This window comes from Sphingomonas sp. T1 (assembly GCF_902506585.1).
GTDB classification, from domain to species: domain Bacteria; phylum Pseudomonadota; class Alphaproteobacteria; order Sphingomonadales; family Sphingomonadaceae; genus Sphingomonas; species Sphingomonas aerolata.
In genome coordinates this window covers 3,478,393-3,502,943 of the sequence record NZ_LR733875.1, presented here as the reverse complement: position 1 = coordinate 3,502,943, position 24,551 = coordinate 3,478,393, and the positions used below count along the sequence as shown (strand labels likewise).

At 66.5% G+C, this 24,551-nt stretch carries 27 protein-coding genes; 13 read left to right on the top strand and 14 right to left on the bottom strand.

The window, feature by feature from the left end; translation table 11 throughout:
* Positions 1–20 precede the first annotated feature (20 nt).
* Entirely contained in the window at positions 21–1,157 is a 1,137-nt protein-coding gene (locus GV027_RS16065; protein WP_159512455.1) for a glycosyltransferase family 4 protein, read from the bottom strand.
* A gap of 100 nt (positions 1,158–1,257) precedes the next feature.
* Between GV027_RS16065 and GV027_RS16060 the strand changes: the two genes are divergently transcribed.
* The gene (locus GV027_RS16060; protein WP_236559258.1) at positions 1,258–1,503 is read left to right on the top strand and encodes a hypothetical protein; all 246 of its coding nucleotides are present in this window, start codon (positions 1,258–1,260) and stop codon (positions 1,501–1,503) included.
* A 35-nt stretch (positions 1,504–1,538) separates the two neighbouring features.
* Here GV027_RS16060 and GV027_RS16055 read toward each other — a convergent pair whose 3' ends face one another.
* The 3 genes from GV027_RS16055 to GV027_RS16045 all read right to left on the bottom strand — a co-directional run bounded on the left by GV027_RS16055 (position 1,539) and on the right by GV027_RS16045 (position 4,496).
* On the bottom strand, positions 1,539–2,654 hold the full coding sequence (locus tag GV027_RS16055; RefSeq protein WP_159512453.1) for a glycosidase: 1,116 nt from the start codon (positions 2,652–2,654) through the stop codon (positions 1,539–1,541).
* A 139-nt stretch (positions 2,655–2,793) separates the two neighbouring features.
* Complete coding sequence (locus GV027_RS16050) at positions 2,794–3,552, bottom strand: SDR family oxidoreductase (protein ID WP_159512452.1); 759 nt, start codon at positions 3,550–3,552, stop codon at positions 2,794–2,796.
* Positions 3,553–3,614: 62 nt separating this feature from the next.
* The gene (locus GV027_RS16045; protein WP_159512451.1) at positions 3,615–4,496 is read right to left on the bottom strand and encodes an alpha/beta fold hydrolase; all 882 of its coding nucleotides are present in this window, start codon (positions 4,494–4,496) and stop codon (positions 3,615–3,617) included.
* Positions 4,497–4,533: 37 nt separating this feature from the next.
* On the opposite strand from GV027_RS16045, the gene GV027_RS16040 reads away from it, so the two are divergent.
* Both GV027_RS16040 and astD read left to right on the top strand, forming a co-directional pair.
* Complete coding sequence (locus GV027_RS16040) at positions 4,534–5,913, top strand: protein adenylyltransferase SelO (RefSeq protein ID WP_159512450.1); 1,380 nt, start codon at positions 4,534–4,536, stop codon at positions 5,911–5,913.
* Positions 5,914–5,982: 69 nt separating this feature from the next.
* Entirely contained in the window at positions 5,983–7,395 is a 1,413-nt protein-coding gene (gene astD, locus GV027_RS16035; protein ID WP_159512449.1) for a succinylglutamate-semialdehyde dehydrogenase, read from the top strand.
* A gap of 63 nt (positions 7,396–7,458) precedes the next feature.
* Here astD and GV027_RS16030 read toward each other — a convergent pair whose 3' ends face one another.
* Positions 7,459–9,276: a DUF885 domain-containing protein gene (locus GV027_RS16030; RefSeq protein ID WP_159512448.1), complete on the bottom strand. Its 1,818-nt coding sequence runs from the start codon at positions 9,274–9,276 to the stop codon at positions 7,459–7,461.
* A gap of 199 nt (positions 9,277–9,475) precedes the next feature.
* On the opposite strand from GV027_RS16030, the gene cobA reads away from it, so the two are divergent.
* From cobA to GV027_RS16005, 5 genes are all read left to right on the top strand, one after another.
* On the top strand, positions 9,476–10,264 hold the full coding sequence (cobA, locus tag GV027_RS16025) for a uroporphyrinogen-III C-methyltransferase (RefSeq protein WP_159512447.1): 789 nt from the start codon (positions 9,476–9,478) through the stop codon (positions 10,262–10,264).
* Complete coding sequence (locus GV027_RS16020) at positions 10,261–10,557, top strand: DUF2849 domain-containing protein (RefSeq protein ID WP_159512446.1); 297 nt, start codon at positions 10,261–10,263, stop codon at positions 10,555–10,557. The genes cobA and GV027_RS16020 overlap by 4 nt, the downstream gene beginning before the upstream one ends.
* Before the next feature lie 279 nt (positions 10,558–10,836).
* Positions 10,837–12,468, top strand: coding sequence for a nitrite/sulfite reductase (locus tag GV027_RS16015; protein ID WP_159512445.1), 1,632 nt, complete (start codon positions 10,837–10,839; stop codon positions 12,466–12,468).
* The gene (locus tag GV027_RS16010) at positions 12,461–12,901 is read left to right on the top strand and encodes a DUF934 domain-containing protein (RefSeq protein ID WP_031395826.1); all 441 of its coding nucleotides are present in this window, start codon (positions 12,461–12,463) and stop codon (positions 12,899–12,901) included. Before GV027_RS16015 ends, GV027_RS16010 begins: the two co-directional genes overlap by 8 nt.
* Complete coding sequence (locus GV027_RS16005; protein ID WP_056674896.1) at positions 12,894–13,646, top strand: phosphoadenylyl-sulfate reductase; 753 nt, start codon at positions 12,894–12,896, stop codon at positions 13,644–13,646. Before GV027_RS16010 ends, GV027_RS16005 begins: the two co-directional genes overlap by 8 nt.
* Before the next feature lie 162 nt (positions 13,647–13,808).
* Here GV027_RS16005 and GV027_RS16000 read toward each other — a convergent pair whose 3' ends face one another.
* Entirely contained in the window at positions 13,809–15,299 is a 1,491-nt protein-coding gene (locus tag GV027_RS16000; protein WP_031395824.1) for a replicative DNA helicase, read from the bottom strand.
* Between the two features lie 143 nt (positions 15,300–15,442).
* Between GV027_RS16000 and GV027_RS15995 the strand changes: the two genes are divergently transcribed.
* From GV027_RS15995 to GV027_RS15985, 3 genes are read left to right on the top strand one after another with little or no spacing between them, the layout of a single operon-like run.
* Positions 15,443–15,925, top strand: a complete 483-nt coding sequence (locus GV027_RS15995) for a UPF0262 family protein (RefSeq protein ID WP_031395823.1) — start codon at positions 15,443–15,445, stop codon at positions 15,923–15,925.
* A 9-nt stretch (positions 15,926–15,934) separates the two neighbouring features.
* Positions 15,935–16,612 (top strand): GH25 family lysozyme, encoded by a 678-nt coding sequence (locus GV027_RS15990; protein ID WP_031395822.1) that lies wholly within the window; start codon positions 15,935–15,937, stop codon positions 16,610–16,612.
* Entirely contained in the window at positions 16,609–17,073 is a 465-nt protein-coding gene (locus GV027_RS15985; protein ID WP_159512444.1) for a cytidine deaminase, read from the top strand. The genes GV027_RS15990 and GV027_RS15985 overlap by 4 nt, the downstream gene beginning before the upstream one ends.
* 7 nt (positions 17,074–17,080) lie before the next feature.
* Here GV027_RS15985 and GV027_RS15980 read toward each other — a convergent pair whose 3' ends face one another.
* A complete protein-coding gene (locus GV027_RS15980; protein WP_159512443.1) occupies positions 17,081–18,622 on the bottom strand; it encodes a porin in 1,542 nt (513 codons plus the stop codon).
* Between the two features lie 119 nt (positions 18,623–18,741).
* Between GV027_RS15980 and dcd the strand changes: the two genes are divergently transcribed.
* Positions 18,742–19,296: a dCTP deaminase gene (gene dcd / locus GV027_RS15975; RefSeq protein WP_031395819.1), complete on the top strand. Its 555-nt coding sequence runs from the start codon at positions 18,742–18,744 to the stop codon at positions 19,294–19,296.
* A gap of 90 nt (positions 19,297–19,386) precedes the next feature.
* On the opposite strand, the gene GV027_RS15970 is transcribed toward dcd, so the two are convergent.
* From GV027_RS15970 to GV027_RS15950, 5 genes are all read right to left on the bottom strand, one after another.
* Positions 19,387–19,734: a tetratricopeptide repeat protein gene (locus GV027_RS15970; RefSeq protein WP_235516361.1), complete on the bottom strand. Its 348-nt coding sequence runs from the start codon at positions 19,732–19,734 to the stop codon at positions 19,387–19,389.
* A gap of 233 nt (positions 19,735–19,967) precedes the next feature.
* Complete coding sequence (locus GV027_RS15965) at positions 19,968–20,396, bottom strand: ExbD/TolR family protein (RefSeq protein ID WP_031395817.1); 429 nt, start codon at positions 20,394–20,396, stop codon at positions 19,968–19,970.
* A 33-nt stretch (positions 20,397–20,429) separates the two neighbouring features.
* On the bottom strand, positions 20,430–20,909 hold the full coding sequence (locus GV027_RS15960) for an ExbD/TolR family protein (protein ID WP_031395816.1): 480 nt from the start codon (positions 20,907–20,909) through the stop codon (positions 20,430–20,432).
* 92 nt (positions 20,910–21,001) lie between these two features.
* Positions 21,002–21,796: a MotA/TolQ/ExbB proton channel family protein gene (locus GV027_RS15955; protein WP_031395815.1), complete on the bottom strand. Its 795-nt coding sequence runs from the start codon at positions 21,794–21,796 to the stop codon at positions 21,002–21,004.
* A gap of 51 nt (positions 21,797–21,847) precedes the next feature.
* Positions 21,848–22,528, bottom strand: coding sequence for an energy transducer TonB (locus GV027_RS15950; protein WP_056406249.1), 681 nt, complete (start codon positions 22,526–22,528; stop codon positions 21,848–21,850).
* Between the two features lie 254 nt (positions 22,529–22,782).
* On the opposite strand from GV027_RS15950, the gene GV027_RS15945 reads away from it, so the two are divergent.
* On the top strand, positions 22,783–23,742 hold the full coding sequence (locus GV027_RS15945) for a hypothetical protein (protein WP_236559257.1): 960 nt from the start codon (positions 22,783–22,785) through the stop codon (positions 23,740–23,742).
* A gap of 24 nt (positions 23,743–23,766) precedes the next feature.
* Here the strand turns inward: GV027_RS15945 and GV027_RS15940 are convergent, their stop codons facing one another.
* Entirely contained in the window at positions 23,767–24,057 is a 291-nt protein-coding gene (locus tag GV027_RS15940) for a Rossmann fold domain-containing protein (RefSeq protein WP_159512442.1), read from the bottom strand.
* A 4-nt stretch (positions 24,058–24,061) separates the two neighbouring features.
* Entirely contained in the window at positions 24,062–24,433 is a 372-nt protein-coding gene (locus GV027_RS15935) for a dihydroneopterin aldolase (protein ID WP_031395199.1), read from the bottom strand.
* Positions 24,434–24,551 lie beyond the last annotated feature (118 nt).

Genomic DNA, 24,551 nt, shown 5'->3' with positions numbered 1-24,551 from the left:
GCGTGCGAGCAAATTAAGACCTAGGTTAGCGCGCCGGGTCTGCTGAGCGCCTCTTCGTACAGTGCACGGTAGCGCGCGATCATCACCGATTCGTCAAATTCGGCCCGCGCCCGCCGCTGATTCGCCGCGCCGATCGACGCGCGCAGCGCGGGATCCGCGACCAGCGCCTGCAACGCATCGCGCAGCCGTACCTCGCTCGGCGCTTCGGTGATGAACGGCAGGTTTTCGGGCGCTACCATCCGCGCAACGTCGCCGACCGGATAGCTCGCGATCGGCAGGCCGGCGGCCATCGCCTCGACCACCGAGATCGGAAACTGCTCGCTGCGCGACGACAGAGCGAGGATGTCGAAATGTCCGATATAACGATAGGGCCGATCGAGAAATCCCGGCAGGACCAGCGTGTCGGCCATTCCCATCGCCGCTGCCGCCTGGGCGATCCGCGCGCGCTCGGGTCCTTCGCCGACGATCACCAGCCGCACCCGCCCCGACACGCCGCCGACCGCACGCACCAGTGCGGTCAGGTCCTTCACCTCGCGCAGGCCCGCCAGCGCGCCGATGACGACCTCCTTCGCCTTCGGGACGAACCCCGGGATCGCCTTGGGTTCGGGCTTTTGCGCGTAATAGGCGGTGCCGATGCCGTTCACGATCCGGTGCACCCGCTCGCGCGGCTGTTTCCAGGTCTTCAGCGCGATCGCCTCGAGCACCTCGGACGGGACCGCCAGCGCATGCGCCGCGCCCAGCGCGAGGCGGCGATAGATGTTACGCTCGATCTTCAGCCCACCCGCCTCGTCGGCGTTGAACCCGTCCTCGTGATGAACCAGCGGCGGCGCGCCCTTGCCGAACGCGCGGCGCGCCATCGCCCCGTCGATCGCCCCCCAGTTATAGCTCAGCACCAGGTCGAACCGCCGCATATACTGCGCGATCGCCTCGTAGCGCGCGACCGACGGCTTGCCCGTCAGCGGCGGCGGGTTCTGCGCGATCTCGTAGCGGATCCCCTTGGCGATCGACGCCTGCGCGCCCAGCGCATCGGGCACGCCCGACACGATGGTGTGCTTGGCGCGATCGCCGAACGCATTCATCAACCGCACCGCCCGCGCCTCCTTCCCGCCGAGGTCGAACGAGGAGTGGAGATGCAGGATGTTGACGGGTGCGGCCATGCCCGACGCGATGCCGATTTCTCGCCGGGGTTTCAAGGGAGCAGGCGCGCCGGATCGCTGTCCGCTGCCGCCCACAATCGGACACTAGAAGCATAATTTCATGCCGTGCTATGATGCCGACAACGGAGAGGGGCGGACGGTGAAAACACTGAATGACTTGATCGAATGGGCGAACGAACAGCGCAAAGAATCTCTGCGACAGGTCGATCTCTTCAGTAACGGCGGAGTGAAGGCACAGCTTGTCATGCCGGATGGCACTACGCAGGATATTACTGCCGGGGTGCTTTCGCATCAGAAAGCGAACGTAGATGCTTTCACCAGTCTTGTGTCAGCCTTGAAGAGGTAACGTCCGCTCCCCACCAAAATACGCCGCAAACCGCATCAAGCGGGCGGGTCGAACGCAGCCTTCGCGATATGCGTGATCCGGCACGCCAGATCCGCCTCGCCGCTCGCGACCACGTAGAAGTCGCCTGCGTCCGCAATGCCCGTCGTGAAGACGACATTGTCGACGTACATCTGGTCCTTCAGCGGCTCGGTCAGCGCGGGGTTCGCCTCGAGCAGCGGCGCGTGCTGGGTTGCGATCGTGATCGACGGGTCGTCCTTGTCGAGGATCGACCAATAGGTGCGGTAGATGCCGACCACGCCCGACGGCTCGACGCCGTGCCACAGGCTCAGCCAGCCGCGATCGGTCAGGATCGGCGGCGTCCCCCCGCCCATCCGTGCGGTCGAGACCGTGGCGGCGTGCGGGCGGATGCCGGGCTTGTCGTGCGGCTTCCAGTGGAGCGCGTCGGGTGAGCGCGACAGGTTGATCGACGGCCCGGCGCGCCATTCGCTGCCCGGTGGATAGGCGAAATACAGTTCGCCGAGCGGCCGCGTCTGCGCCCAATATTGCCCGCCGATCAGCCCTTCGAAGATCAGCATGTCCTTGTTCTGGTGATCGAGCACGATCCCCTCGAGCTGCCAGTCGAGCGCGTCGGCGGAGGAATAAAGCGTGGTCGAATGCCGTTCCGGGCTGACCGAACAGGTGGTCATCAGATAGCGGTCGCCGACCTTCGAGATGCGGGCATCCTCGACGCCGTAGCATTGGTAGGGCGTGCGCGGCGCGATCGCCCTGTCGTAATGGACCGCGACGACCGAACGGCCCTCGGCGTCGAGTTCGACCGGCAGCAGCCAGGACAGCGAGGTCAGCGCCATCACCTTCCATCCGCCGCCGGGGATCAGGAATTTGCGCGGATCCTTGGTGTCGACCATCTGTAACGGCCACGCATCGCGCAGATAGGCGCCGTCCTGCCAGCGGATCGCATGGACGTTGCCGCCCTTGACCGGCTCGCGCAACGCCTCCGCCACGCGCACCATCAGCAGCAGATTGCCGTTCGCCAGCCGCGTCATCCCCGGATTGAAGGCGCCGAGCACATAGGTCTCGGCCCCGACCTTGCCCGCCAGCGGCGAGCGCGACAGGTCGATGTCGGCGGGAGTGAAGACGAGCTGATCGAACATGCTATTCTCCTAAAATTCTTGTTGTTCGGCCGCCCCGCCCCGCCCCTCTCCCGTTCGCCCTGAGCGAAGTCGAAGGGCATGCCCCGAGCGGAGGTGCTTCGACTTCGCTCAGCACGAACGGGACGGATGAGCGGTGTCGCTATTCCCCCTCCAGCGCGCGGGGCACGATCACGAGTTGCTGGATCACACTTCGCGTCGGCTGCGTCAGCAGGAACTCGACGCCCGCAGCGATGTCTTCGCCGCGCAGCATCTGCTCCGCTGCGATCATCTGCCGCTGCTTCTCGTCGGGCACGTCGGGATATTGCATGTTCGAGCCGACCTTGCCCGGCTCGATCAGCGACACCCGGATCCCCTTCGGCCCCAGCTCGCGACGCAGCGCCTCGGCGAAACCGGCGATGCCCGACTTGATGCCCGCATAGACGGTCGAGCTCGGCCCGAGGATATGCGCGCTGAGCGAACCGATCAGGACCAGGTCGCCGATCGGCGTCATCCGGTGCGCGGCATGATGCGCGCTGAGCAGATAGGCGGTGAAATTGACCGCGATCGCGTAGCGCAGCGCGTCCTCGTCCATCTGCGTCAGCCCGCCCGCGGCGATCGAGGCGTTGACGACGGTGATGTCGAACCCGCCCAGATACGCCTCGCCGGCATCGAAAAAGGCGCGGACCTTGTCCGGATCGGCAAGCTCGGTGACCATCCCGTCGCCTTCGCCGACCGCGCGGATGCAGGCGAGCGCGTCCTCGAGATGACCCGCATCGTGACCGCAGATATAGACTTTGGCGCCCCCCGCCGCGAGCAGCACCGCGATCGCCCGGCCGATCCCTGTCGTCCCCCCCGTGATGATCGCGCGTCGACCCTCAAGGGAGCGATGATTCACATGAAGGTCGGCGGGTGCGGTCATAAGCTGTTCCGGTCATCGAGCAGGCGGGACGAGGCACAGATGCGACGCCTCGTCCCCGTCCCCTAGGCGCGGACAGCATCCCCCTCAAGCACCTGCGCCAGCAGGTCGTCGATCGGCGCCTGGACGATCGGCTCGCTCAGCGTTGGGGCATGACCGACCCCGGGCACGGTGACGAGTGTCGCGCGGTCGAGCGATGCGACCATCCGATCCGCGATCGCGGCGGACAACAGATCGGATCGACCACCGCGCACGATCAGCGTCGGGATCTCGCGCAGGCCCGCCAGCGCTTGCCACATGTCCGGCCCGGCCTCGCTGCCCGGCACGCGGAACGGTTCGGCGATCTTCAGGTCGTAATCGAGCACGATCCGGCCCGAGCTGTTGAGCCGGTAGATGCGCTTGGCCATCGCCAGCCAGTCCTCGATCGTCCAGTCGGGATAGACGTCGGCATTGCTCTCCGACACGCAGCGCGCAGCATGCATCCAGGTCGGAAAAACGCTCGCCTTGCCGACATAGCCGCGGATCCGCGACAGGCCCTGCGCGTCGATCTCGGGGCCGACATCGTTGAGCAGCGCGGCTGCGATTCGCCCGCGCGCCGGCCCCGCCATCAGCATCGTGACGATCCCGCCGAGCGACGTCCCGAACGCGACGAAACGGTCGATGCCATGCTCGGCCAGCAACGCCTCGACATCCTGGACATAGGTCAGCGGGACATAGGACATCGGATCCTTGGCATAGGCGCTCTCGCCGCGCCCGCGGAGATCGATCGCGATCAGCCGCCAGCGTCCCGCCAGCCGCGCCGCCAGCGCATCGAAGTCGCGCGCGTTGCGTGTCAGCCCGGGCAGGCACAGGATCGGCGGACGACCATCGCCGCCGCCCGGATAGTCGCGTGCGTGCAGCCGCAGCCCGTCCCTGGACCACCAATAGAGGTTTTCGTAAGCGGCCATGGTTGCGTCCTTCGGGTAGCGGCCACCATATCGCCGCATGCCCATCGACCCGCAAGCCTTCCCCGCCTATCGCCCCGAAACCACGTTGCTCGACCTGGGCGACCCGTTCTTCGATCCGGTCGCGGCGGCCGATTTCCCGCGCACCGAGCTCCGCTTCCGCAACGATCGCGCCGCCGCACAGGTCGGCCTGGCGACGCTCGACGACGACGAATGGACCCGGCATTTTGGCCGGTTCGCGCCGTTGCCGGGCACGCTGCCCGGGCCGCTTGCCTTGCGCTATCACGGTCATCAGTTCCGCAACTACAATCCCGATCTGGGTGACGGGCGCGGCTTCACCTTTGCCCAGATGCGCGACGATCGCGGCCGCCTGATGGATCTCGGCACAAAGGGTTCGGGGCAGACGCCGTGGAGCCGCGCGGGCGATGGCCGGCTCACGCTGAAAGGCGGCGTGCGCGAGATCCTTGCGACCGAGATGCTCGAGGCGCTGAACGTCCCGACCTCGCGCACGCTGTCGCTGATCGAAACCGGCGAGGACCTGCAGCGCGGCGACGAGCCGAGCCCGACCCGCTCCGCGGTCATGGTCCGGCTCAGCCACAGCCATGTCCGGATCGGCACGTTCCAGCGCCTTGCCTATCATCGCGACGAGGACGCCCTGCGCCGGCTGGTCGGCTATACATTGTGCAACCTATTCGACGAGGACGGGAACGGGGAAGGCGATGATCCGGTCCGCCTCCTCGCGCTCGTCGTCGCGCGGACCGCGCGGCTTGCGGCGCGCTACATGGCCGCGGGCTTCGTCCACGGCGTGCTCAATTCGGACAACATCAACGTCACCGGCGAAAGCTTCGACTATGGCCCGTGGCGGTTCGCGCCGACCTGGGACCCGGGCTTCACCGCCGCCTATTTCGATCATCAGGGGCTGTACGCCTTTGGTCGCCAGCCCGAGGCGATCCACTGGGACGTGATGCAGCTCGCGGTATCGCTGCGCACGATCGCCGAGAGCGATCCGCTGATCGCCGCGCTCGACGGTTTCGGCCCCGCCTATCAGACCGAAGTGGGCGCGGCGATCCTGTGGCGGCTGGGCGTCCGCCCGCGCGATCCCGACAGCGACCGCGCGCTCGTCCAGGCGACCGAACGCGCGCTGCGGACCAGCGGGGCGGGTATCGACCGATTCTTCTTCGATGCGTTCGGCGGCGAGCTTCCCGCAAGCTACGGCCCCGACTGGGACGAGGTCCGCGCCGCGCTTGGCGGCTATGCCGCGCGCAAGGATCGCACCCATTCCTATTGGTCGGGCACGCCGTGCAGCCTGCTTATCGACGAGGTGGAATCGATCTGGGCGCCGATCGCCGACGCCGACGACTGGAGCCGTCTTACCGCGAAGGTCGCGGCGATCCGGGCGATGGGCGACGCTCTTGCCTGATCGCGGGTGCCGCGGCCGACGGTGCGGCGGGTGGTGGAAACTCTTCTAAAATTGGGGCAAGAGCCCGATATGGCCGATGAGATCCTCTCCTACGAACCCGCAACCGGTACGCTGTTGTGGCGTCACCCGATCGGGGATGTCGATACCGAAGTGGCGACCGCGCGGTCGGGCTGGGCCGGCTGGGCGTCCAAGCCGCTCGCGTTCCGGATCGAGACGATGCGCCGGTTCGCCAATGTCGTCCGCCAGCGCAACGACGCGTTCACCGACCTGATCGCGCGCGAGACGGGCAAGCCGATCTGGGAAGCGCGCGGCGAGGTCGAGACGGTGATCGCCAAGGTCGACATCTCGGTCAGCGCCTATGCCGAACGCACCGCGCAGCGCCGGATGGAGGCGCCGATGAACAGCCGCGTCGCGCTGCGCCACAAGCCGCACGGCGTGCTCGCGGTGCTCGGCCCCTATAACTTCCCGGCACACCTGCCGAATGGCCACATCGTCCCCGCGCTGATCGCCGGCAACGCGGTCGTCTTCAAACCGTCCGAGAAGACCCCCGCATCGGGCGCGTTCCTCGTCGAATGCTACCGCGCCGCGGGTGTGCCCGAGGATTGCATCAGACTGCTCGTCGGCGGCCCCGCGGAGGGCAAGGCGCTGGCTGCGCATCCCGATATCGACGGCCTGCTCTTCACCGGTTCGGCCCAGACCGGCCTCGCGCTCAACCGCGCCTTTGCCGAGAAGCCCGAGAAGATCCTCGCGCTCGAAATGGGCGGCAACAACCCGATCATGGTCTGGGACACGCCGGACCTGCACACCGCGGCGGTGCTCGTCGTCCAGTCCGCCTTCACCACCGCCGGCCAGCGCTGCACCGCCGCGCGCCGGCTGATCGTCCAGGAACGGCTCGCCCAGCCGCTACTTGACACGATCGAGCGGATGATCGCGCGGATCATCGTCGACGAGCCGCATGCGAACCCGGCGCCGTTCATGGGCCCGGTGATCGACAACCAGGCGGCGGACCAGCTGACCGAGAGCTTTCTCGAGCTGCTGATGCGCGGCGGCCGCCCGATCCGGCATCTCGAACGCCCGGTCGATACGCTGCCCTTCCTGCGCCCGGCGATGATCGACGTCACCGACATGGCGGAGCGGCCCGATCTCGAGCTGTTCGGACCGATCCTGCAGGTCTTCCGCTCCGATGATTTCGACGCCGCGATCGCCGAGGCGAACAACACCCGCTATGGCCTGTCCGCCGCGCTGATCAGCCAGACGCCCGCGCTCTACGACCGGTTCTGGGCCAATATCCGCGCCGGCATCGTCAACTGGAACAAGCCCACCAACGGCGCCTCGTCGGGCGCGCCGTTCGGCGGCGTCGGCTGGTCGGGCAACCACCGCCCCAGCGCCTATTACGCCGCCGACTATTGCGCCTATCCGGTCGTCAGCAGCGAATCCGAAAGCGCGCGGGCGAGCATCGGCATCGGCCTTCGCGACGGCTGAGGCAGGTAGCGGCCCCCAAAGCTGAACTGCAATCCTCCCCCGCCAGGGGGAGGATCATGGGGCTTACTTCGCCCCGCCCAGCCAGTCGTCGATCTTCTTCTCCAGCACCGGCATCGGCAGTGCCCCCGTATCGAGCACCTGCGCATGGAAGGCGCGCGGATCGAACGCGGCACCCTGCGCCGCCTGCGCCTTGGCCTTCATCCTGAGGATCGTCAGCTGGCCGATCTTGTACGCCAGCGCCTGCCCGGGAATCGAGATGTAGCGCTCGACCTCGGCGGTCGCGTCGGTCCGCCCCATCGGCGAATTGGCGAGCATGTATGCGATCGCCTGGTCGCGGCTCCACCCCTTGGCGTGGATCCCGGTATCGACGACCAGCCGCATCGCGCGCAGCATCTCGTCGTTCAGGCCGCCCATCCGCTGATAGGGATCGCTTTCGACGCCCAGTTCCTTCCACAAGGTCTCGGCATAGAGCGCCCAGCCCTCGACATAGGCGGTGTTGCCGCCGAACCGGATGAACGCGGGGAGCGCGACATTCTCCTGCGCCAGGCTGATCTGGTAATGATGCCCCGGCACCGCCTCGTGCAGGTACAGCGTCTCCATCCCCCACAAATACCGCGTCGGCAGGTCATAGGTGTTGTAGTAGAAGATCCCCGGCCGCGTGCCGTCGGGGGTCCCCTGCTGATACGACCCCGCCGCATCCGTCTTCGCGCGGAAATCGGGCACTGCACGGATCTCGAGCGGGCTTTTAGGCACCAGCGAGAATTGCGTCGCGATCCGGGCGTTGACCCGCTTGCCGATCGCCTCATAGCCCTCGCGCACCGCCGCCGCCGACTTGGGCTGGAAGCGGGGATCGGTGCGCAGATGATCGAAGAAGGCGGCGAGCGTGCCCTTGAACCCGACCGCGGTCTTCTGCGCCTCCATCGCCTGCGTGATCCGCGCGACCTCCGACAGGCCGAGCTGATGCACCGCCTCGGGCTCGAGCGGCAGCGTCGTGCTGTCCTCGATCCGCTGGGCATAAAGCGCGGCACCGCCCGGCAGCGCCGACAGCCCGACCGTGTCGCGCGCCTTGGCGAGATATTCGTTGGCGAGGAAGTCGCGCATCCGGACATGCGCGGGATTGATCACCTCGCGCACCTGCTTGGCATAGGCCGCGGTCAGGCGCGTGCGGTCGGCCGCCGAAATCGACGCGGGGAACATCGTCACCGGCGCGTAGAAGGTCGATTTCTCGACACCCTCGGCGATCAGATTGTCGAACTGGCCGATCATGTTGCGCACGACCAGCTTGGGCTGGGTCACGCCCTTCGCCATCCCCTCACGGAACCGCGCGATCGCCCGGTCATAGACCGCGGCATAGCCCGCATTGCGAAGAAGGTTGTTCTCGTAATCCGCGACCGTCTTGAACGGCGCGCCGCCCTTGCCCGACGCGAAATCGGGATAGAAGGTCTGGAATCCGCCGAAATGGCTGAGCGGCAACAACCGGTCGATCGCGACCAGGTTCGGCGCGAACCCGCGCAGCGCGACCTCGCGGCCGTTGCGGAACACGTCATAGGCGATCTGGTCGACCCGCGTCAGCTTCGCCCGGTCGATCGCGGCGATCGCGGCCAAGTCCTGCTCGACATTGCGCTTGTCCTGCGCGGTGCGCGCATCGGTCAGATATTCGCCGAAGCGATCGGCATAGCGCATGTCACCGCGGAAGATCGCCTGCAGCGGATCATTCTTCAGATCGCGTTCGTCGCTCGCATAGAAGAGCTGCTTGAGCTTCGGATCCTCGGGGCCGTCGCCGGCGATCGGCGCGGGCGGCGGCAGCGCCTGGCTCGACACCGGCACCGCGCCGATGAAGGTGGTCGCCAGCAACATGGCGGCAAGGCAGGTCAGGCGCATTATCGAAGTTCCCCATCGCGTCCGGGTTACCCGGTTCGTCGCGCCTTCCTATCGCGCGGATTCCACCGCCACCAGCCCGTGACCGGGGCCTGCGAACGTTTCGTGCGTTGGCACCCGCGCCGCGTGGGAAAGCAGGACTAGCCCCGGGGCAAATAATGCTGGGCTCGCCAACCGCCCGCCCAGAGCCCATCTTCTTGACATGGTAAGCTTGCTAGACCCCGGTGCCCGCGGGCGCGTCATCCTCGTCGGGGCGGGGCCCGGCGATCCCGGACTGTTGACCGTGCGTGCGGTCGCCGCGCTCGAGATCGCCGACGTCGTCGTCCATGACGGGCTGATCGATCCGCGCGTGCTCGACATTTCGCCGCCTGCAGCGCAGCGCATCTCGGTCGCCAAGCAGCGCGCGCGCCACACGTTGCCGCAAGAGGCGATCAACGCTCTGATCATCGCGCATGTGAAGACCGGCGCGATCGTCGTCCGGCTGAAGGGCGGCGATCCGTTCGTGTTCGGTCGCGGCGGCGAGGAGGTCGAGGCGGTGCGTGCGGCGGGCCTGCCGGTCGAGGTGATCCCCGGCGTCTCCGCAGCACTGGGTTGCGCGGCCGAGGCGATGCTGCCGCTCACCCACCGCGATCATTCGAGCGCGGTCAGCTTCGTCGCGGGCCAGTGCAAGGGTCTGACCGAACAGGACTGGTCGGGACTTGCCGGCCAGGGCCGTACGCTCGTCATCTACATGGGCATCGCGACCGCGACCGATATCGCCGACAAGCTGATGACCGATGGCGTCGCGCCCGACATGCCGGTTGCGGTGCTCGAGCGCGGCACGCTATCGGGCAGCCGTGCGATGCGGACCCTGCTCGCCGATCTCGGCCCGATGGTGCAGCGCGAGGCGGTCAAGAGCCCCGCGATCATCGTCGTCGGCGAGGTCGTCGAACTCTCCAACGCGCAGGACAAGCTCGCCCGCTGGGCACGAATCGCAGAGGCCGCCGCATGAAGCTCCTGACTGGAAACGACCTTCCCACCGGCGACGTGATCTGGTGGACCGGCGACGGCTGGTCGCGCCATATCGAGGATGCGGCCGATGTCGGCGTCGCGGGTGAATCGATCCTCCAGGCAGAGGAAGGCGCACGCCGCGTCAACGTCCCTTATCTGATCGAGGCGACCGCGACCGCAGACGGCCCCCGCCCTGCGCACATCAAGGACCGCATCCGTGCGCTGGGTCCGACGATGCGGCCCGACCTTACGCTCAAGCCGGCCGATCCTAGCGCTGGGAGTTGGGTGATATGATTCACGCGAAGGCGCGAATGCGCGAAGAGTTTAGTGAGAAGGTGGTTCGCGCGGAGACGCGGAGACGCGGAGGTGTTGCGCTCGCCGCGCAGCGGCCTTCACAATCACTAGCCGCGACAGGTTCGATACCCGCTGGCGCGGGAGTTCCCTCTTCTTTCTCCTCCGCGTCTCCGCGTCTCCGCGCGAACAAAATTCTTCTGAATCTCTTCGCGCCATCGCGCTCCTTCGGCTTCGCTCAGGACAGGCGCCGCGTGAACCAAATTCTACCGGGACCCCCCCATGTATAAGTACGACGAATACGACCAGGCCATCGTCGACCAGCGCGTCGACGAGTTCCGCGATCAGGTCCGCCGCCGCCTGTCGGGCGAGTTGACCGAGGACCAGTTCAAGCCGCTGCGGCTGATGAACGGCCTGTATCTCCAGCTGCACGCGTACATGCTGCGCGTCGCGGTGCCGTACGGCACGCTCGACGGCCGGCAGATGCGGATGCTCGGCCATATCGCGCGCAAATATGATCGCGGCTACGGGCATTTCACGACGCGGCAGAACATCCAGTTCAACTGGATCCAGCTCGACCAGACCCCGGACATCCTCCAGGAGTTGTCGACGGTCGAGATGCATGCCATCCAGACCTCGGGCAACTGCATCCGCAACATCAGCTCCGACCAGTTCGCCGGCGCCGCCGCGGACGAGGTCGCCGATCCGCGCCCCTGGGCCGAGCTGATCCGTCAGTGGAGCACGTTCCACCCCGAATTCACCTACCTCCCGCGCAAGTTCAAGATCTGCGTGATCGCGGCGGACGAGGATCGCGCGGCGATGCGGCTGCACGACATCGGCATCGGGCTGCACGTCCGCGACGGTGAACTCGGCGCGAAGATCTATGTCGGTGGCGGCATGGGCCGCACGCCGATGATCAGCCACGAGATCCGCGATTTCGTCCCCGCCGACGACCTGATGAGCTATCTCGAGGCGTGCCTGCGCGTCTACAACCGCTACGGCCGCCGCGACAACATCTACAAGGCCCGGATCAAGATCCTGCTGCACGAGATTGGCCCCGACGAATATCGTCGCCAGGTCGAGGAGGAATTCGCCGCGGTGAAGGGCCTCGGCCTCGATCCGCCGCGCGCCGAACTCGAGCGGATCACGAGCCATTTCGGCGCGCCCGCATTCGAGGAAAACGCGTCCACCGAGATCGACCGCAGCGATCCCGACTTCGCGGTCTGGCTCGACCAGAATGTGAAGGCGCACAAGCAGCCCGGCTATGCGATCGTCAACATCAGCCTGAAGCCCGTCGGCGGCATCCCCGGCGACGCGTCGGCGGACCAGATCGACGTGATGGCCGATCTCGGCACGCGCTACAGCTTCGACGAACTGCGCGTGACGCATGCGCAGAACATCGTCCTGCCGCACGTCCGCATGGCCGATCTACACGCGGTGTGGTCGACGCTCAACGAGGCCGGTCTGGCCGAGGCCAATCTCGACCTGATCAGCGACATCATCGCCTGCCCCGGCCTCGATTATTGCAGCCTCGCCAATGCGCGGTCGATCCCGCTCGCGCAGAAGATCGCGACGCGCTTCGGCGATCTCGGCCGTCAGCGCGAGCTGGGTGAGCTCAAGCTCAAGATCAGCGGCTGCATCAACGCCTGCGGGCATCACCATGCCGGGCACATCGGCATCCTCGGCGTCGACAAGAAGGGCACCGAGAATTACCAGCTCTCGCTCGGCGGATCGGGCGCGGAGGATGTGAGCCTCGCCAAGATCACCGGCCCCGGCTTCTCGGAGGATGGCGTCGTCGACGCGATCGAACGCGTTACCGACCGCTATCTCCAGGTCCGTGACCCCGGCGAGCGCTTCCTCGACACCTATCGCCGCGTCGGCTTCGAGACGTTCAAGGAGGCGATCTATGGTTGAGTATCCGGACCAGACGCTGCTCCGATTCCGCGATGACGAGCCGCATGACGAGCCTGCGGTGACGCTCGATTCGTTCATCGGCCAGAGCAACGCCGCCGCCGTCCGCCTCGAAGCGGGTGACGATGCGCGCGCGCTGCTGCCGCAGATCGACCAGCTCGCGCTGATCGAGGTGAGCTTTCCCGGCTATCGCGACGGGCGCGGCTATTCGGCGGCGCGGATCCTGCGCGAGGCGGGCTATACCGGCGAGCTGCGTGCGGCGGGCGACGTGCTTGTCGACCAGATTCCGTTGATGCGCCGCTGCGGCTTCGACAGCTTCGCGCCCGAGGCCCCGATCGATATCGACGTGCTCCGCGCCAGCCTCGCGCGCTACGACACGCCCTATCAGAAGGCGGCGGACGGCGCCGTGCCGGTCTGGAAGCTGCGCCATGGGTGAAGCGCTCCGCCGGATCGACACGATCGACGTCACCCCCGCCTTTACGAAGGCGGATGCACAGGCGATGCAGGACCGGTTCGCCGGCGTTCCTGCGGCGCAGATGCTGCGCGAGCTGCTGACCGGCGAGCTGGCCGGGCGGATCGCGTCGGTCTCGTCCTTCGGTGCCGAATCGGCGGTGCTGCTGCACATGGTCGCGCAGGTCGATGTCGACGTGCCGGTGGTCTTCACCAACACGCAGAAGATGTTCGGCGAGACGCTCGCCTATCGTGATGCGCTCGCCGAACGGCTGGGCCTCACCGACCTGCGCGTGTTCAGACCCGATCCGCGGCTGCTGGCGATCAAGGATCGGGCCGGCGAACGCTGGTCCTATGACCCGGATGGCTGCTGCGACCTGCGCAAGGTCGAGCCGCTCCGACGCGCGCTCGCGCCGTTCGACGCGTGGATCTCGGGGCGCAAGGGCTTCCAGTCGGGCACGCGCACCGCGCTGCCGCGGTTCGAGGAGGATGAGGGCCGGTTGAAGATCAACCCGCTCGCCGACTGGGACAAGGCCAAGCTCGACGCCTATTTCGGCGAGCATGACCTGCCGCGGCATCCGCTCGAGGCGCAGGGTTATCTCTCGATCGGCTGCGCGCCCTGCACGACCAAGGTCGCCCCCGGCGAGGATCCGCGCGCGGGGCGTTGGCGCAGTTTCGACAAGGTCGAATGCGGCATCCACGCCCCCGGGGGTTACGACCCGATCATCTGACTGAATTCCCTCGCCCCTTTGGGGAGAGGGAGGGAGGAGCCGCAGGCGACGGAAGGGTGAGGGGCGTTGGGGCGAACCGTCCCGCGCCTCACACCCCTCACCCTTCCCACGGCAAGTGCCGCGGGCCCCTTCCCTCTCCCCCGCGGGGAGAGGGAGAAGCGGTCAATATTCCGCGAGATCCGAGAACTTCGTGATCGTCGGGTCGAACTTCATCCGCACCTTGCCGGTCGCGCCGTGGCGCTGCTTGGCGATGATCAGCTCGGCAAGACCGTAGACCCGCTCCATCTCGGCCGCCCAGGACGCGTGATCCTCGAAGATCTTCGCGCTGTCGCCCTCGGCCGGACGCTTGGGCTCCTTCGACGCAACGTAATAATCCTCGCGGTACACGAACCAGACCATGTCGGCGTCCTGCTCGATCGACCCCGATTCGCGAAGATCGGACAGCATCGGCGTCTTGTCCTCGCGGCTTTCGACCGCGCGGCTCAGCTGCGACAGTGCCAGCACCGGCACGTTCAGATCCTTCGCCAGCGTTTTCAGCCCGCGCGAAATCTCGGAGATTTCTTGGACGCGGTTGCCGTCCTTGCTCTTGCCCGACCCCGACAGCAGCTGGAGATAGTCGACCACCACGAGCCCGATCTCGTTATTGTGGCGACGCTGCAGCCGGCGGACGCGCGTGTGCAGCGCGCCGATCGACAGGCCGCCCGTGTCGTCGATGAACAGCGGCAGGTTCTCGAGCTCAGCCGCCGCGGCCGCAAGCTGCGCGAACTCGGTGCGGCTGATCTTGCCCATGCGGAGCGATTCGGAACTGATCTGCGACTGCTCGGCGAGAATACGCGTCGCCAGCTGATCCGCGGACATTTCGAGGCTGAAGAACGCGACCTTCGCGCCGACCGAATCCTTCGGCGCGATCCCGTCGGCCATGTCGCGCATCCAGCGCCGCGCGGCGTTGAACGCGATGTTGGTGGCGAGCGACGTCTTGCCCATGCCCGGGCGCCCGGCGAGGATCATGAGATCGCTGTGATGCATGCCGCCGATCTTGGCGTTGATCGAGTCGATACCCGTCGTGACACCCGACAGATTGCCGCCCGAATTGAGCGCCCGCTCGGCCATCTTGACCGCCGCAGTGGTCGCCTGCGCGAACGTCTTCACCGAGTTCTCCGCCCCGCCATCGGCGGCGACCTTGAACAATTCCTCCTCGGCCAGCTCGATCTGCGCACGCGGATTGACCTCCTCCGAGGTATCCATCGCGCGGTCGACCAGCGTGCGGCCGACCGAGACGAGCGCGCGCAGCATCGCCAGGTCATAGATCTGCTGCGCAAACTGGCGCGCACCGATCAGCCCTGCGCCGCTGCCCGTGAGGCCGGCCAGATAGGCGGGGCCACCCAGCTCGCGCATGCCCTCGTCCGCGTCGAACATCGGCCGCAGCGTGACCGGCGTGACCAGCATGTCGTTGCCGCGCAGCGTCTTGATCGCGGCGAAGATGCGCCCGTGCACGGGTTCGAAGAAATGCGTGGGTTCGAGCTTGTCGACCAGATCGTCGGCGAGCCGGTTGTCGATCATCATCGCGCCGAGCATCGCGGCTTCGGCCTCGACGTTGCGGGGAAGCTGCTGTGGTTCGGCCACGGCGGGGACGGGGAATGCGAGGGTTGCCATACTGCGTTCTACGCACTGCGCGCGATCGCTCCAAGCCAACTGCGCCAGAATGATGGGGATAAGTCGACCAGCCCGCCGCGATCGGCGGCCGCCGGTGCAGGCGACAAGTGACACGCGTTACGACCATCGCTATCGCACATGGCATGGCCGACCCGCGGATCATCGACATACAGCTCGACGAGCGCACGATTGCGTGGCGCTCCGCGGATATCGAACAGGAACGCCGGATCGCGATCTTCGACCTGATCGAGGGTAATTATTTCGCGCCGCAGCGCCAGCATGCCGATGGCTATGCCGGCCCGTACCGCATCAGGCTCGAGACGGAGGAAGGCCGTCTCGGCATTCACATTCATCGTGAGGACGACACGCATCTTGAGACACTGGTGCTCGCGCTCGGCCGTTTCCGCCGACCGATCAAGGACTATTTCGCGATCTGCGACAGCTATTACCAGGCGATTCGCCAGTCCTCGCCCGCGCAGATCGAAACCGTCGACATGGCCCGGCGCGGCGTCCACAATGAGGCTGCCGAGCTGCTCAAGGACCGGCTGTCGGGCAAGATCGAGGTCGATTTCGACACCGCCCGCCGGTTGTTCACGCTCATCTGCGTCCTTCATCTGCGTGGCTGAGCAACGCTGATGGCGACAACATTGCTGAAGCTTGCGACGCTGTTGTTCGGCACGGGCGGCATCGCGATTGGCGGCTGGGCCTATGCGACGCAGTGGCATCCCGCGACCGAGACCTATCCGCTGCAAGGCGTCGACCTCGGCGAAAATCCCGCGCCGGTCGAATGGGGAACGGTGCGCGCGCGCGGCGTCGACTTCGCCTATATCGTCGCGACCTCGGGCAAGGATCGCCGCGATCCGGCGTTCGAGGCGAACTGGGCGGCGCTTCCCGAAGCCGGGCTGCGGCGCGGCGCGGTGCATATCTATTCGCTGTGCCAGCCTGCGGTCGAACAGGCCAATGCATTCAATACCTTCGTGCCAGCCGCCGCCGATGCGCTGCCCGTCGCCGTAGACGTGCAGTTCCGGGATGATTGCGTCGCCCGCCCCGAAAAGGCCGCGCTGGTCGCCGATCTGACGCGCTTCGTGACGATGGTCGAGACGCATACCGGCAAGCCCGTCCTGCTGCGCATCGGCAAGTCGGTCGAGGGCAGCTATGCGTTGTCGGCGGCACTGCCGCGGCCGGTCTGGGCGATGGCCAATCTGCTCAAGCCCGATTATGCGGCACGGCCATGGCGAATGTGGCGCGCGAGCAATTTTCGGCGTGTCGAGGGAATCGAGGGACCGGTGAACTGGGACGTGGTGGCAGGATGAACGATGGTTTCGATACCGACCAGGCGACCCGCCTGATCGCCGCGGCGCGCGACGCCGCGCGTCACGCGCATGCGCCCTATTCACGATTCGCGGTCGGCGCCGCGGTGCTGCTCGACGACGGCAGCGTGATCACCGGCGCCAATTTCGAGAATGCGAGTTATGGCCTGTCGCTCTGCGCCGAAACCGTCGCGCTGGCGACCGCAAGCGCGCAGGGCCGCCTGCGTGACGTCGTTGCGATCGGCGTGATCGGCGGCGCTATGGACTCAGAAGGTCGCGCGACCGGCAACGCTCCCGTGAGCCCGTGCGGCCGCTGCCGCCAAGTGATCAACGAGGCGGCGCAGATGGGCGGGCGCGATCTCCCCGTGCATTGCGGCGCGGCGCAGGGCGAGGCTGTCCGCAGCTACCGCCTGTCGGAGCTTCTACCCGACGCGTTCGGCCCGGCGGACCTCGGGATCGGCTGATCCGCGGTCAGTAGTTGAACTGCAACTGCGTGCGGATCAGATCGCCCTCCGCCCGGCCCTCGCGGCGTTCGTCGGCCTCGCGCCGCGTCATCCGCGCATAGGCGATGGTCAGCTCGATCGGCGGGGTCGGCTGGAATTCGATCCCCAGCTCGAACTCGTCGGTCTCGAGCCGCGGCGCGTTGGGCAGCGCCTTCCACCCGCCGCGATAATATTGCCGGCGCGCATAGGGCATGAACGGGCCGAGCGGCGACGACCGCACGCGCGCCATCGCCTGGACATAGCCGCCGTTGAGCCGCTTGGTCGTAATCGACTGCGACACGTCGTCATATTCGGGGCCGCGCCCCCAGTTCCACTCCGCCTGAAACCCGAAGGGCTGCGGATAAAGGATCGCGTGGACGCCGAACCGCTCATCGGCAAAGCTCGTGTCGCTGACCCCGCCGCTGCGCAGTTCGGGCTGGACGCGGTTGCGGAACGCCGCCGCGCCGACCTCCAACACCTGTCCGGTGAACGCCCCGCCAAGCCCGTCGAGCGCGAACGGCCACGTCGCCATCGCCACCGTCATCGCGCCATCATTGGTCTCGGCACGGCTAATCCCCTGGCCGTTATAGACGCCAAGAGCGAACGCACCGTAATTGCCGAACAGTTTCTGCCCGTCCTCCTCAAGGCGGTCCCATATCCGTTGCACGCCGGTGGGCGTGTAATAGGCGACGATGCCCAGATCGCGCTCACCGGGGACCGCGCTGTTGATCCCGTCGCTGCGATCGATCGTGATGCGATTCGACGAGGACTGCATATTCTCCCAGCCGAATGGCACCTTCGACTGCCCGAACCGCAGCCGGAAGCGGCGATCCGCGTCGAGGAACGTGTCGACATAGGCGTCGCGCAGCTGGGCAAAGCCCTCGCGTCGCTCGCCGCCCGACTGGTTGCTGACGTTCACCGCGAAGTCGGGCTGGAGATAGAAGGACACCCGGTCGGTCAGATCGCCCTGCAGGACCAGCCGGACGCGGCGGAGCGAAAAGCCGGTATTGTCGCCGATGCTGCCGTCATGCACCGACCGCAACCGCGACTGGCCGTCCGGCGCGGTGCGATCGCCCGACACGATCTCGTTGAACCGCATCTGCGTATAGCCGCGGATCGCGATGCGATCATACCAGGCGCGCTTCGGCTCGGGCGTTGCCGCGGCCAATTGCGTCGAGGGGGCGGCCGCTGGTGCCGGCTTGGGCGCCGGGGCGGGCGCAGGCGTTGCCGCAACCGCAACCGGCGCGGGGACTGGCGCAGGGACTGGCGCCGTTTGGGCAATCGGTCCGTTCTGCGCGGCCTTGAGCTCGGCGATCGTCGCCTTCAGTTCGTCGATCTGGCGTTGCAGGTCCTGCACCGACTGCGCCCGTGCCGTCGTACCCGACAGCGCGATCGATCCTACCAGCGCGATCCGCACATAGCGGCTGGCGCGGCGCGCGCGGATCGCGGCGCGATCCCGCTCGCCATCATGGTCCGGAAGCTGTGGCTCGACGGACGTACCGCGCGGAAAAGGCTGCCGAATCTGGTTCATGCCGCGCCCCATGACCGCCCGACACGCCGGCTGCAACGGCAAAATCGCTCTCCGCGTGCGCGCGCTCTTGCCGCCATCGACCATCCGCGCGAAAGCAGCGGCGAAAAGGGGAATGTCTCATGTCCGTCATGTCCGACCGCTGGATTCGCGAACGCGCGCTGGGCGATGCGATGATCGAGCCATTTCACGAGGCGCAGCGCCGCGATGGCTGTATCAGCTACGGGCTGTCCTCCTATGGCTATGACGCGCGCGTCGCCGACGAGTTCAAGATCTTCACCAATGTCGACAGTGCGATCGTCGATCCGAAGAATTTCGACGCGAACAGCTTCGTCGACCGCAAGACGGATGTCTGCATCATTCCGCCGAACAGCTTTGCGCTGGCGCGGACGGTCGAATATTTCCGCATCCCGCGCGACACGCTGGTGATCTGTCTGGGCAAATCGACCTATGCGCGCTGCGGGATCATCGTCAACGTGACCCCGCTCGAGCCCGAATGGGAGGGGCATGTGACGCTCGAATTCTCGAACACCACGCCGCTGCCCGCGAAGATATACGCGAACGAGGGCGCCTGCCAGTTCCTGTTCCTGCGCGGCAACGAGCCGTGCGAGATCAGCTATGCCGACCGCGCGGGCAAATATATGGGCCAGCGCGGGGTCACCCTGCCCCGGCTCTGACCGCCTCAGGCGTCGACCGCGCGAGGTCGACGCCTCTGCCTCACTACCGGAACCACAGGACCGGCGCCGGACGAGCGCGTCGCCCCTGGTTTAGCGCGTGGCGATCTGTACCGGGGCCACGCCGAGCGCGCGTCGTGCCAGATCGTGCGACGAGGCCACCGCACCCGAGGGTAGGTCCATCGCGATGTCGCGGCGTTCGAGCACGCGCTTGTACAACGCCCGTGCGTCCGCCTCGCGGCCGGTCCGCCGGTAAACCGCGGCAAGGTTGAGCATCAGTTCGGGGCGACCCGGATAGACCGCCTGTTCTGCCAGGATATGGCGTTCGGCCGCGGCAAGATCGCCCGACACGATCGCCTGGTAGCCATTCTGATCCGCCGCGAGCGCCGGTGCTGCCGCGCCGACAAGGGCAAGAACTACAAAGCCGAATTTGCGCATCATCCCGTCTCCATCGCCCTTCTGAGTCGAAAGGTTTCACTTTTGTGACACTGTTGTGTCACTTCGATGACTGTGGCGCAATATGGGATTTTTACGGATATTGCCCTGGTAAGGCCGTGAGGTGCGCGCGCGGCATGCCGGCGCTCTTTCCGCCCCCGGTGTCATGGACGTCGGACATGCAAAAGGGGCGGCCCTTGCGGACCGCCCCTGGCATCGTATCGATCGTGTCGCGTGACTTAGAAGTCGTTGCGGTACTGCTCGTTACCGATGAAGCCGAGCTTCGTGATCGAAGACCGCTTCACGACGGCCAGCGTGCGATCGACGACTTCGTACCGCGCCTGCGGGTCCGGCTGGAAGTGAAGTTCCGGCTCGGGGTTCATGCCCGCGGTCTGGTCCAGATACTGGCGCAGCGTCACCTCGTCGACCGGCGACCCGTTCCAGGCCACCGTGCCCGATGCGTCGATCGAGATCTTGTTCTTCTCGGGGTCGATCGGGTTCTGCGGCGGGTTCTTGCTGTTGACCGGAAGGTCGACCTTGACCGCGTGCGTCTGGATCGGGATCGTGATGATGAACATGATGAGGAGAACGAGCAGGACGTCGATCAACGGCGTCATGTTCATTTCCATCATCGGCCCGTCATCTTCTTTGCCGCCGCCCATTGCCATTCTATACTACTCCTAAATACGTCCGAGCGATCGTCAGCGTTCGGTGGTGCCGCCGGGGGGCGGCTCGGAGATGAAGCCGACGCGGGCGAAGCCGGCGCGCTGCATCGTGTAGATCGTGCCGCCGATGCACTTGTACGGCGTGTTCACGTCGCCGCGAATATGCGCCTCGGGCAGCTCAAGACCTGCGGCATTCACGCCACCCTGACGATCGATCTCGGTCTTCAGCTTGGCGACCGCGCGATCGAGCAGCTCGGTCGAGGTGACCGGGGTCATGTTCCAATACACTGCACAGCTGCCATCGCCATTTGTCGTCACCGACAGCGAGACATTTTCGGGCTTGGTCGTGGTCGGATCAAATTTGACCTCGGGGAGCTTCAGCTGCACCGCCTGGACCGCGACGGTCGTCGTCACCAGAAAGATGATCAGGAGCACGAGCATGACGTCGACCAGCGGCGTCGTATTGATGTCCGATATCGATTTCTCGGTGGAATCGCCACCAACACTCATCGCCATGTGCGAACTATCCTATTCTTTTATCGCCACCGGCACCGCCGGCGGGAAGGAAGCGGAGCTGCCGCGAACGGCAGCCCCGCCTTTCTCGCGTCTTAGTTAGCGCGCGGCACGCCACCGGTCTGACCGGCAGTCGTGGTCGCCGTAGCAGGCTTGGCCACAACCGGCTTGACGCCCGAAGCGGTGATCGGACGCACGGCACCGTTCGATGCCAGGAAGCCGAGCACGTCGTTCGAGAAGGCCGACAGGTCCTCTGCGATCGACTTGTTGCGACGCTGCAGCCAGTTGTACGACAGAACGGCAGGAACCGCGACGACGAGACCCAGTGCGGTCATGATCAGTGCTTCACCGACCGGCCCTGCGACCTTGTCGATCGATGCCTGACCCGATGCACCGATCTTCACGAGTGCGCGGTAGATGCCGATAACCGTACCGAACAGACCGATGAACGGCGAAACCGAACCGACCGTTGCAAGGAAGGCGAGACCGCCACCCAGCTTCGAGTTGATCGCAGCTTCCGAACGCGCGAGCGAACCGTGCAGCCAGTCATGCGCCTCGACCGGATCGGTCAGCTTCGAATGCTGCTCCTGAGCGGCCAGGCCGTCGTCGACGATCTGCTTGTAGGCCGAGTTCTTCTCGAGCTTGGCCGAACCTTCGCGAAGGCTGTTCGACGACCAGAAGGCCTGACGGACGCGCTTGCCCTGACCGATGATCTTCTGCTGCTCGAACAGCTTGGAGAACAGGATGTAGAACGAAACCACCGACATCAGCACCAGAATGCCGAACACGGTCTGGGAGATGAGACCGCCTTCGCGAAGTGCCGCTTCGAGGCCGTACGGGTTGGCTTCGGCTGCTGCGGGCGCCGCCGCGGCAAGGATAGTGGTGAACATGGTCGGATGATCCTCTTAAGATTCGTTGGTCTAAGTGCGCCGAGACGCAGATTAATTTTCCGGCAACGTCCACCGGATACGCTGCGTCGCACTCGAACGCATCGGGTTCCCGGCCTGATCGAGCGCCGGCGAGTAGCGACCACGTCGCGTCATCGCCGCACAGGCTGCCCGATCGAGAGCAGGCGAACCGCTCGACGACGTCACGGTGCAGTTCTCGACACGACCCTGGGCATTGATGTCCCAGCGCATCGCGACCGCACCCTGTTCGCCGGCACGGATCGCGCTCGGCGGATAGTCGTCCTGGCTCACCCAAGTCGCCGGATTACCCTTGGCGCCCGCGGCCTTGCTGACCGTCGGTGCTGCTGGCGGGGCCGGCGGCGCTGGCGGCGCGGGAGGCGCCGGCGGTGCCGTTGGCTGGCTCAGCGGGATGATGTTCGACGTCGTGATCGCCGGAGCGGGCGACGGCGTAACAACGACCGGCGGCGGCACGACGACGGTGGTCGGCGGCGGCGGCAGGTTGGGCTGGTCAGGCGGCGGCGGCGGGGGCTCGTCGGGCGGAGGCGGCGGTGGCGGCGGCTCCACGTCGAACGTGTTTAACTTTTCGGTGGCCTTTTTCACGTATTGAAACGCGAGGCCGGTGACGAAAGCATAGCCCAAGGCAGCATGAATCAGCGCGACGATGACGATCGCGACGATTTTGCCTGAGGACATCTTCTGGTCAACATAGGCCATTCAGCAACGACACTCCCTTATTCTGTCTGCCTTCACGCAGTCGCGCATGGGGGCAGGCGCAACGCAAACGTGTGCCGTGAAGCAAAAATTCCACGCGGCAGTGCGCAATGTCTATCGCCACGCCATGCGACACGCAAACGCTTTGTCGGACGCAACAAACGTACAAGCGTATGATGGCAATTTTATTTCTGTAACGTTCATGCGCCATCGCGTAGCCCATGGCGATGATATCCCCACGTTCCATCCCACCGCTCATGACCCTCTTCGCCGTCATCGCCGCGGCCCCGATCGTTGCGCAAACGGCCCCCCCGCCGCAATCCGTGCCGACCGCGCCGCAGCAAAACAGCGCCGGCGACTCGACGACGCTGACCCCCGAACAGCTTGATCGGCAATGGGAAGGCGCGCGCGATGCAGCGCCCGCTGGAGCGGCTGGCGCGGAGCCGGCCCAGCCCGCGGCCGTCGACCAGGGTGCCGGCTATGCGGACCTTGCGGATCTCGTTCTCGCAGCGCCGGTGATCGCCGACGCGACGATTCGCTCGACCGCGCGCATCAAGGGCGCAGAGGCGGCGGATGTCGCACCCGGGCTCGTCCGGTTCTATGTCGAGGCCGACGTAACCGCGCTGATTCGCGGCAGTGGTGGTGTGGCCCCAAGACTCGGCTATCTGCTTGATGTTGCACCGGATTCGAACGGTCGCCTACCAAAGCTGAAAAAGGCGCGCGTGCTGCTGTTTGCACGTACCGCCGGAACATCGACCGCCCAGATCCAGCTCGTCGCGCGCGACGCGCAACGCGACTGGACGCCGGCCCTCGACGCGCAGGTCCGCCGCATCGCCCGCGAGGTGCTCGCCGCCGACGCGCCGCCCGTCATCACCGGGATCGGCAACGCCTTTCACGTGCCGGGCGCCCTGCCCGGCGAAGGCGAAACGCAGATCTTCCTGACCACTTCGGATCAGCGTCCCGTCTCGCTGTCGATCCTGCGGCGGCCCGGCGAGCAACCCCGCTGGGCGGTCGCGCTGAGCGAGATCGTCGACGAGGCCGCGGCCCCTCCGCCGCGTGGTTCGCTGTTGTGGTACCGGCTGGCCTGCGCGCTTCCCGCCGCGATGCCGGATCGCAGCGTCGCGTCGATGGCCGCCACCGACGCGGTGATCGCGCGTGAGGATTATCAATTCGTTCTGCGTGCGCTCGGCCCCTGCGGACGCAGCCCGCGGCGCTGACCGGACCGCCGAGCGAGGGTCCGCTCAGCGGATCTCGAGGATCTGCCCGGTCGTCGACAGGGCGGCCTCTAGGTAGCTGATCGCCGCTTCGACATCGGCGGCCCGCGCCCCATTATGGGACAGGATGGCGTTGATTCGCGTCACCGGCGCCGCCTCGATCGCGAGCGGTGCGATCAACGCGCGGGCCTGGGCGGCAAAAAGCGAATCGCTGCTTTCGCGAATCACGACGACCAGGCTGTCGTCGATGCCCAGCCCCGCGCGCGCATCGCGCACGCACGCCGCGATATCGTCACGCTCGCTCAGGATCAGCCGCACGATCTCACCGACGATGTCGCACGAGCGTCACGCCGATCGCCTCGCCCGCTTCGGCGATCGCCAGCTTGACGATCTTCACCGCGACCCGCTGAACACGCGCGTCCTGCAGGAACAACGTCTCGCAGATATGGTCGGCAACGGCCTCGATCAGCGTGAAATGCACGCCCGTCGGCAAGGCCGTGGTCGCGGCGTGTTTCAGATCGAGATAGTTTTTCGACGCCGACAGGGGCGTGTCGGGGTCGAACCGGCTCGGGCAGGTGAGATCGACGGTGAGCGAAATCCGCAGCGGCTGGGGCAGATGCGTCTCCTCCGAATAGATTCCGGTGAGCACCTGCACTTCCATGTCGTGCACTTCGAGCTGAAGACTGTCTTGCATCGCCGCGCTCTAGCAGAGCCGCGACCGTAGGGAAGGCCCGGGGCGGACGCGCCGCTGCGCCGGTTCCGCTTGCGTTCGGCGACGTGCTGCGTAAAGCGCGCGGCCCCGGACGTTCCTG

Bases quoted from the DNA above. Each gene is read 5' to 3' on its own strand.
- GV027_RS16030 (WP_159512448.1), bottom strand. From the start codon at position 9,276: ATGCGCCTGACCTGCCTTGCCGCCATGTTGCTGGCGACCACCTTCATC.
- GV027_RS15955 (WP_031395815.1), bottom strand. From the start codon at position 21,796: ATGTTCACCACTATCCTTGCCGCGGCGGCGCCCGCAGCAGCCGAAGCC.
- GV027_RS16005 (WP_056674896.1), top strand. From the start codon at position 12,894: ATGGGTGAAGCGCTCCGCCGGATCGACACGATCGACGTCACCCCCGCC.
- cobA (WP_159512447.1), top strand. From the start codon at position 9,476: ATGGTAAGCTTGCTAGACCCCGGTGCCCGCGGGCGCGTCATCCTCGTC.
- GV027_RS15945 (WP_236559257.1), top strand. From the start codon at position 22,783: ATGACCCTCTTCGCCGTCATCGCCGCGGCCCCGATCGTTGCGCAAACG.
- GV027_RS16060 (WP_236559258.1), top strand. From the start codon at position 1,258: ATGCCGTGCTATGATGCCGACAACGGAGAGGGGCGGACGGTGAAAACA.
- GV027_RS15995 (WP_031395823.1), top strand. From the start codon at position 15,443: ATGGCCGACCCGCGGATCATCGACATACAGCTCGACGAGCGCACGATT.
- GV027_RS15965 (WP_031395817.1), bottom strand. From the start codon at position 20,396: ATGGCAATGGGCGGCGGCAAAGAAGATGACGGGCCGATGATGGAAATG.
- GV027_RS16010 (WP_031395826.1), top strand. From the start codon at position 12,461: ATGGTTGAGTATCCGGACCAGACGCTGCTCCGATTCCGCGATGACGAG.
- GV027_RS15935 (WP_031395199.1), bottom strand. From the start codon at position 24,433: ATGCAAGACAGTCTTCAGCTCGAAGTGCACGACATGGAAGTGCAGGTG.
- GV027_RS15950 (WP_056406249.1), bottom strand. From the start codon at position 22,528: ATGGCCTATGTTGACCAGAAGATGTCCTCAGGCAAAATCGTCGCGATC.
- GV027_RS16065 (WP_159512455.1), bottom strand. From the start codon at position 1,157: ATGGCCGCACCCGTCAACATCCTGCATCTCCACTCCTCGTTCGACCTC.
- GV027_RS16045 (WP_159512451.1), bottom strand. From the start codon at position 4,496: ATGGCCGCTTACGAAAACCTCTATTGGTGGTCCAGGGACGGGCTGCGG.
- GV027_RS16015 (WP_159512445.1), top strand. From the start codon at position 10,837: ATGTATAAGTACGACGAATACGACCAGGCCATCGTCGACCAGCGCGTC.
- GV027_RS15985 (WP_159512444.1), top strand. From the start codon at position 16,609: ATGAACGATGGTTTCGATACCGACCAGGCGACCCGCCTGATCGCCGCG.
- GV027_RS15990 (WP_031395822.1), top strand. From the start codon at position 15,935: ATGGCGACAACATTGCTGAAGCTTGCGACGCTGTTGTTCGGCACGGGC.
- GV027_RS16040 (WP_159512450.1), top strand. From the start codon at position 4,534: ATGCCCATCGACCCGCAAGCCTTCCCCGCCTATCGCCCCGAAACCACG.
- GV027_RS15970 (WP_235516361.1), bottom strand. From the start codon at position 19,734: ATGATGCGCAAATTCGGCTTTGTAGTTCTTGCCCTTGTCGGCGCGGCA.
- GV027_RS16050 (WP_159512452.1), bottom strand. From the start codon at position 3,552: ATGACCGCACCCGCCGACCTTCATGTGAATCATCGCTCCCTTGAGGGT.
- GV027_RS16000 (WP_031395824.1), bottom strand. From the start codon at position 15,299: ATGGCAACCCTCGCATTCCCCGTCCCCGCCGTGGCCGAACCACAGCAG.
- GV027_RS16055 (WP_159512453.1), bottom strand. From the start codon at position 2,654: ATGTTCGATCAGCTCGTCTTCACTCCCGCCGACATCGACCTGTCGCGC.
- dcd (WP_031395819.1), top strand. From the start codon at position 18,742: ATGTCCGTCATGTCCGACCGCTGGATTCGCGAACGCGCGCTGGGCGAT.
- GV027_RS15960 (WP_031395816.1), bottom strand. From the start codon at position 20,909: ATGGCGATGAGTGTTGGTGGCGATTCCACCGAGAAATCGATATCGGAC.
- GV027_RS16020 (WP_159512446.1), top strand. From the start codon at position 10,261: ATGAAGCTCCTGACTGGAAACGACCTTCCCACCGGCGACGTGATCTGG.
- astD (WP_159512449.1), top strand. From the start codon at position 5,983: ATGGCCGATGAGATCCTCTCCTACGAACCCGCAACCGGTACGCTGTTG.
- GV027_RS15980 (WP_159512443.1), bottom strand. From the start codon at position 18,622: ATGAACCAGATTCGGCAGCCTTTTCCGCGCGGTACGTCCGTCGAGCCA.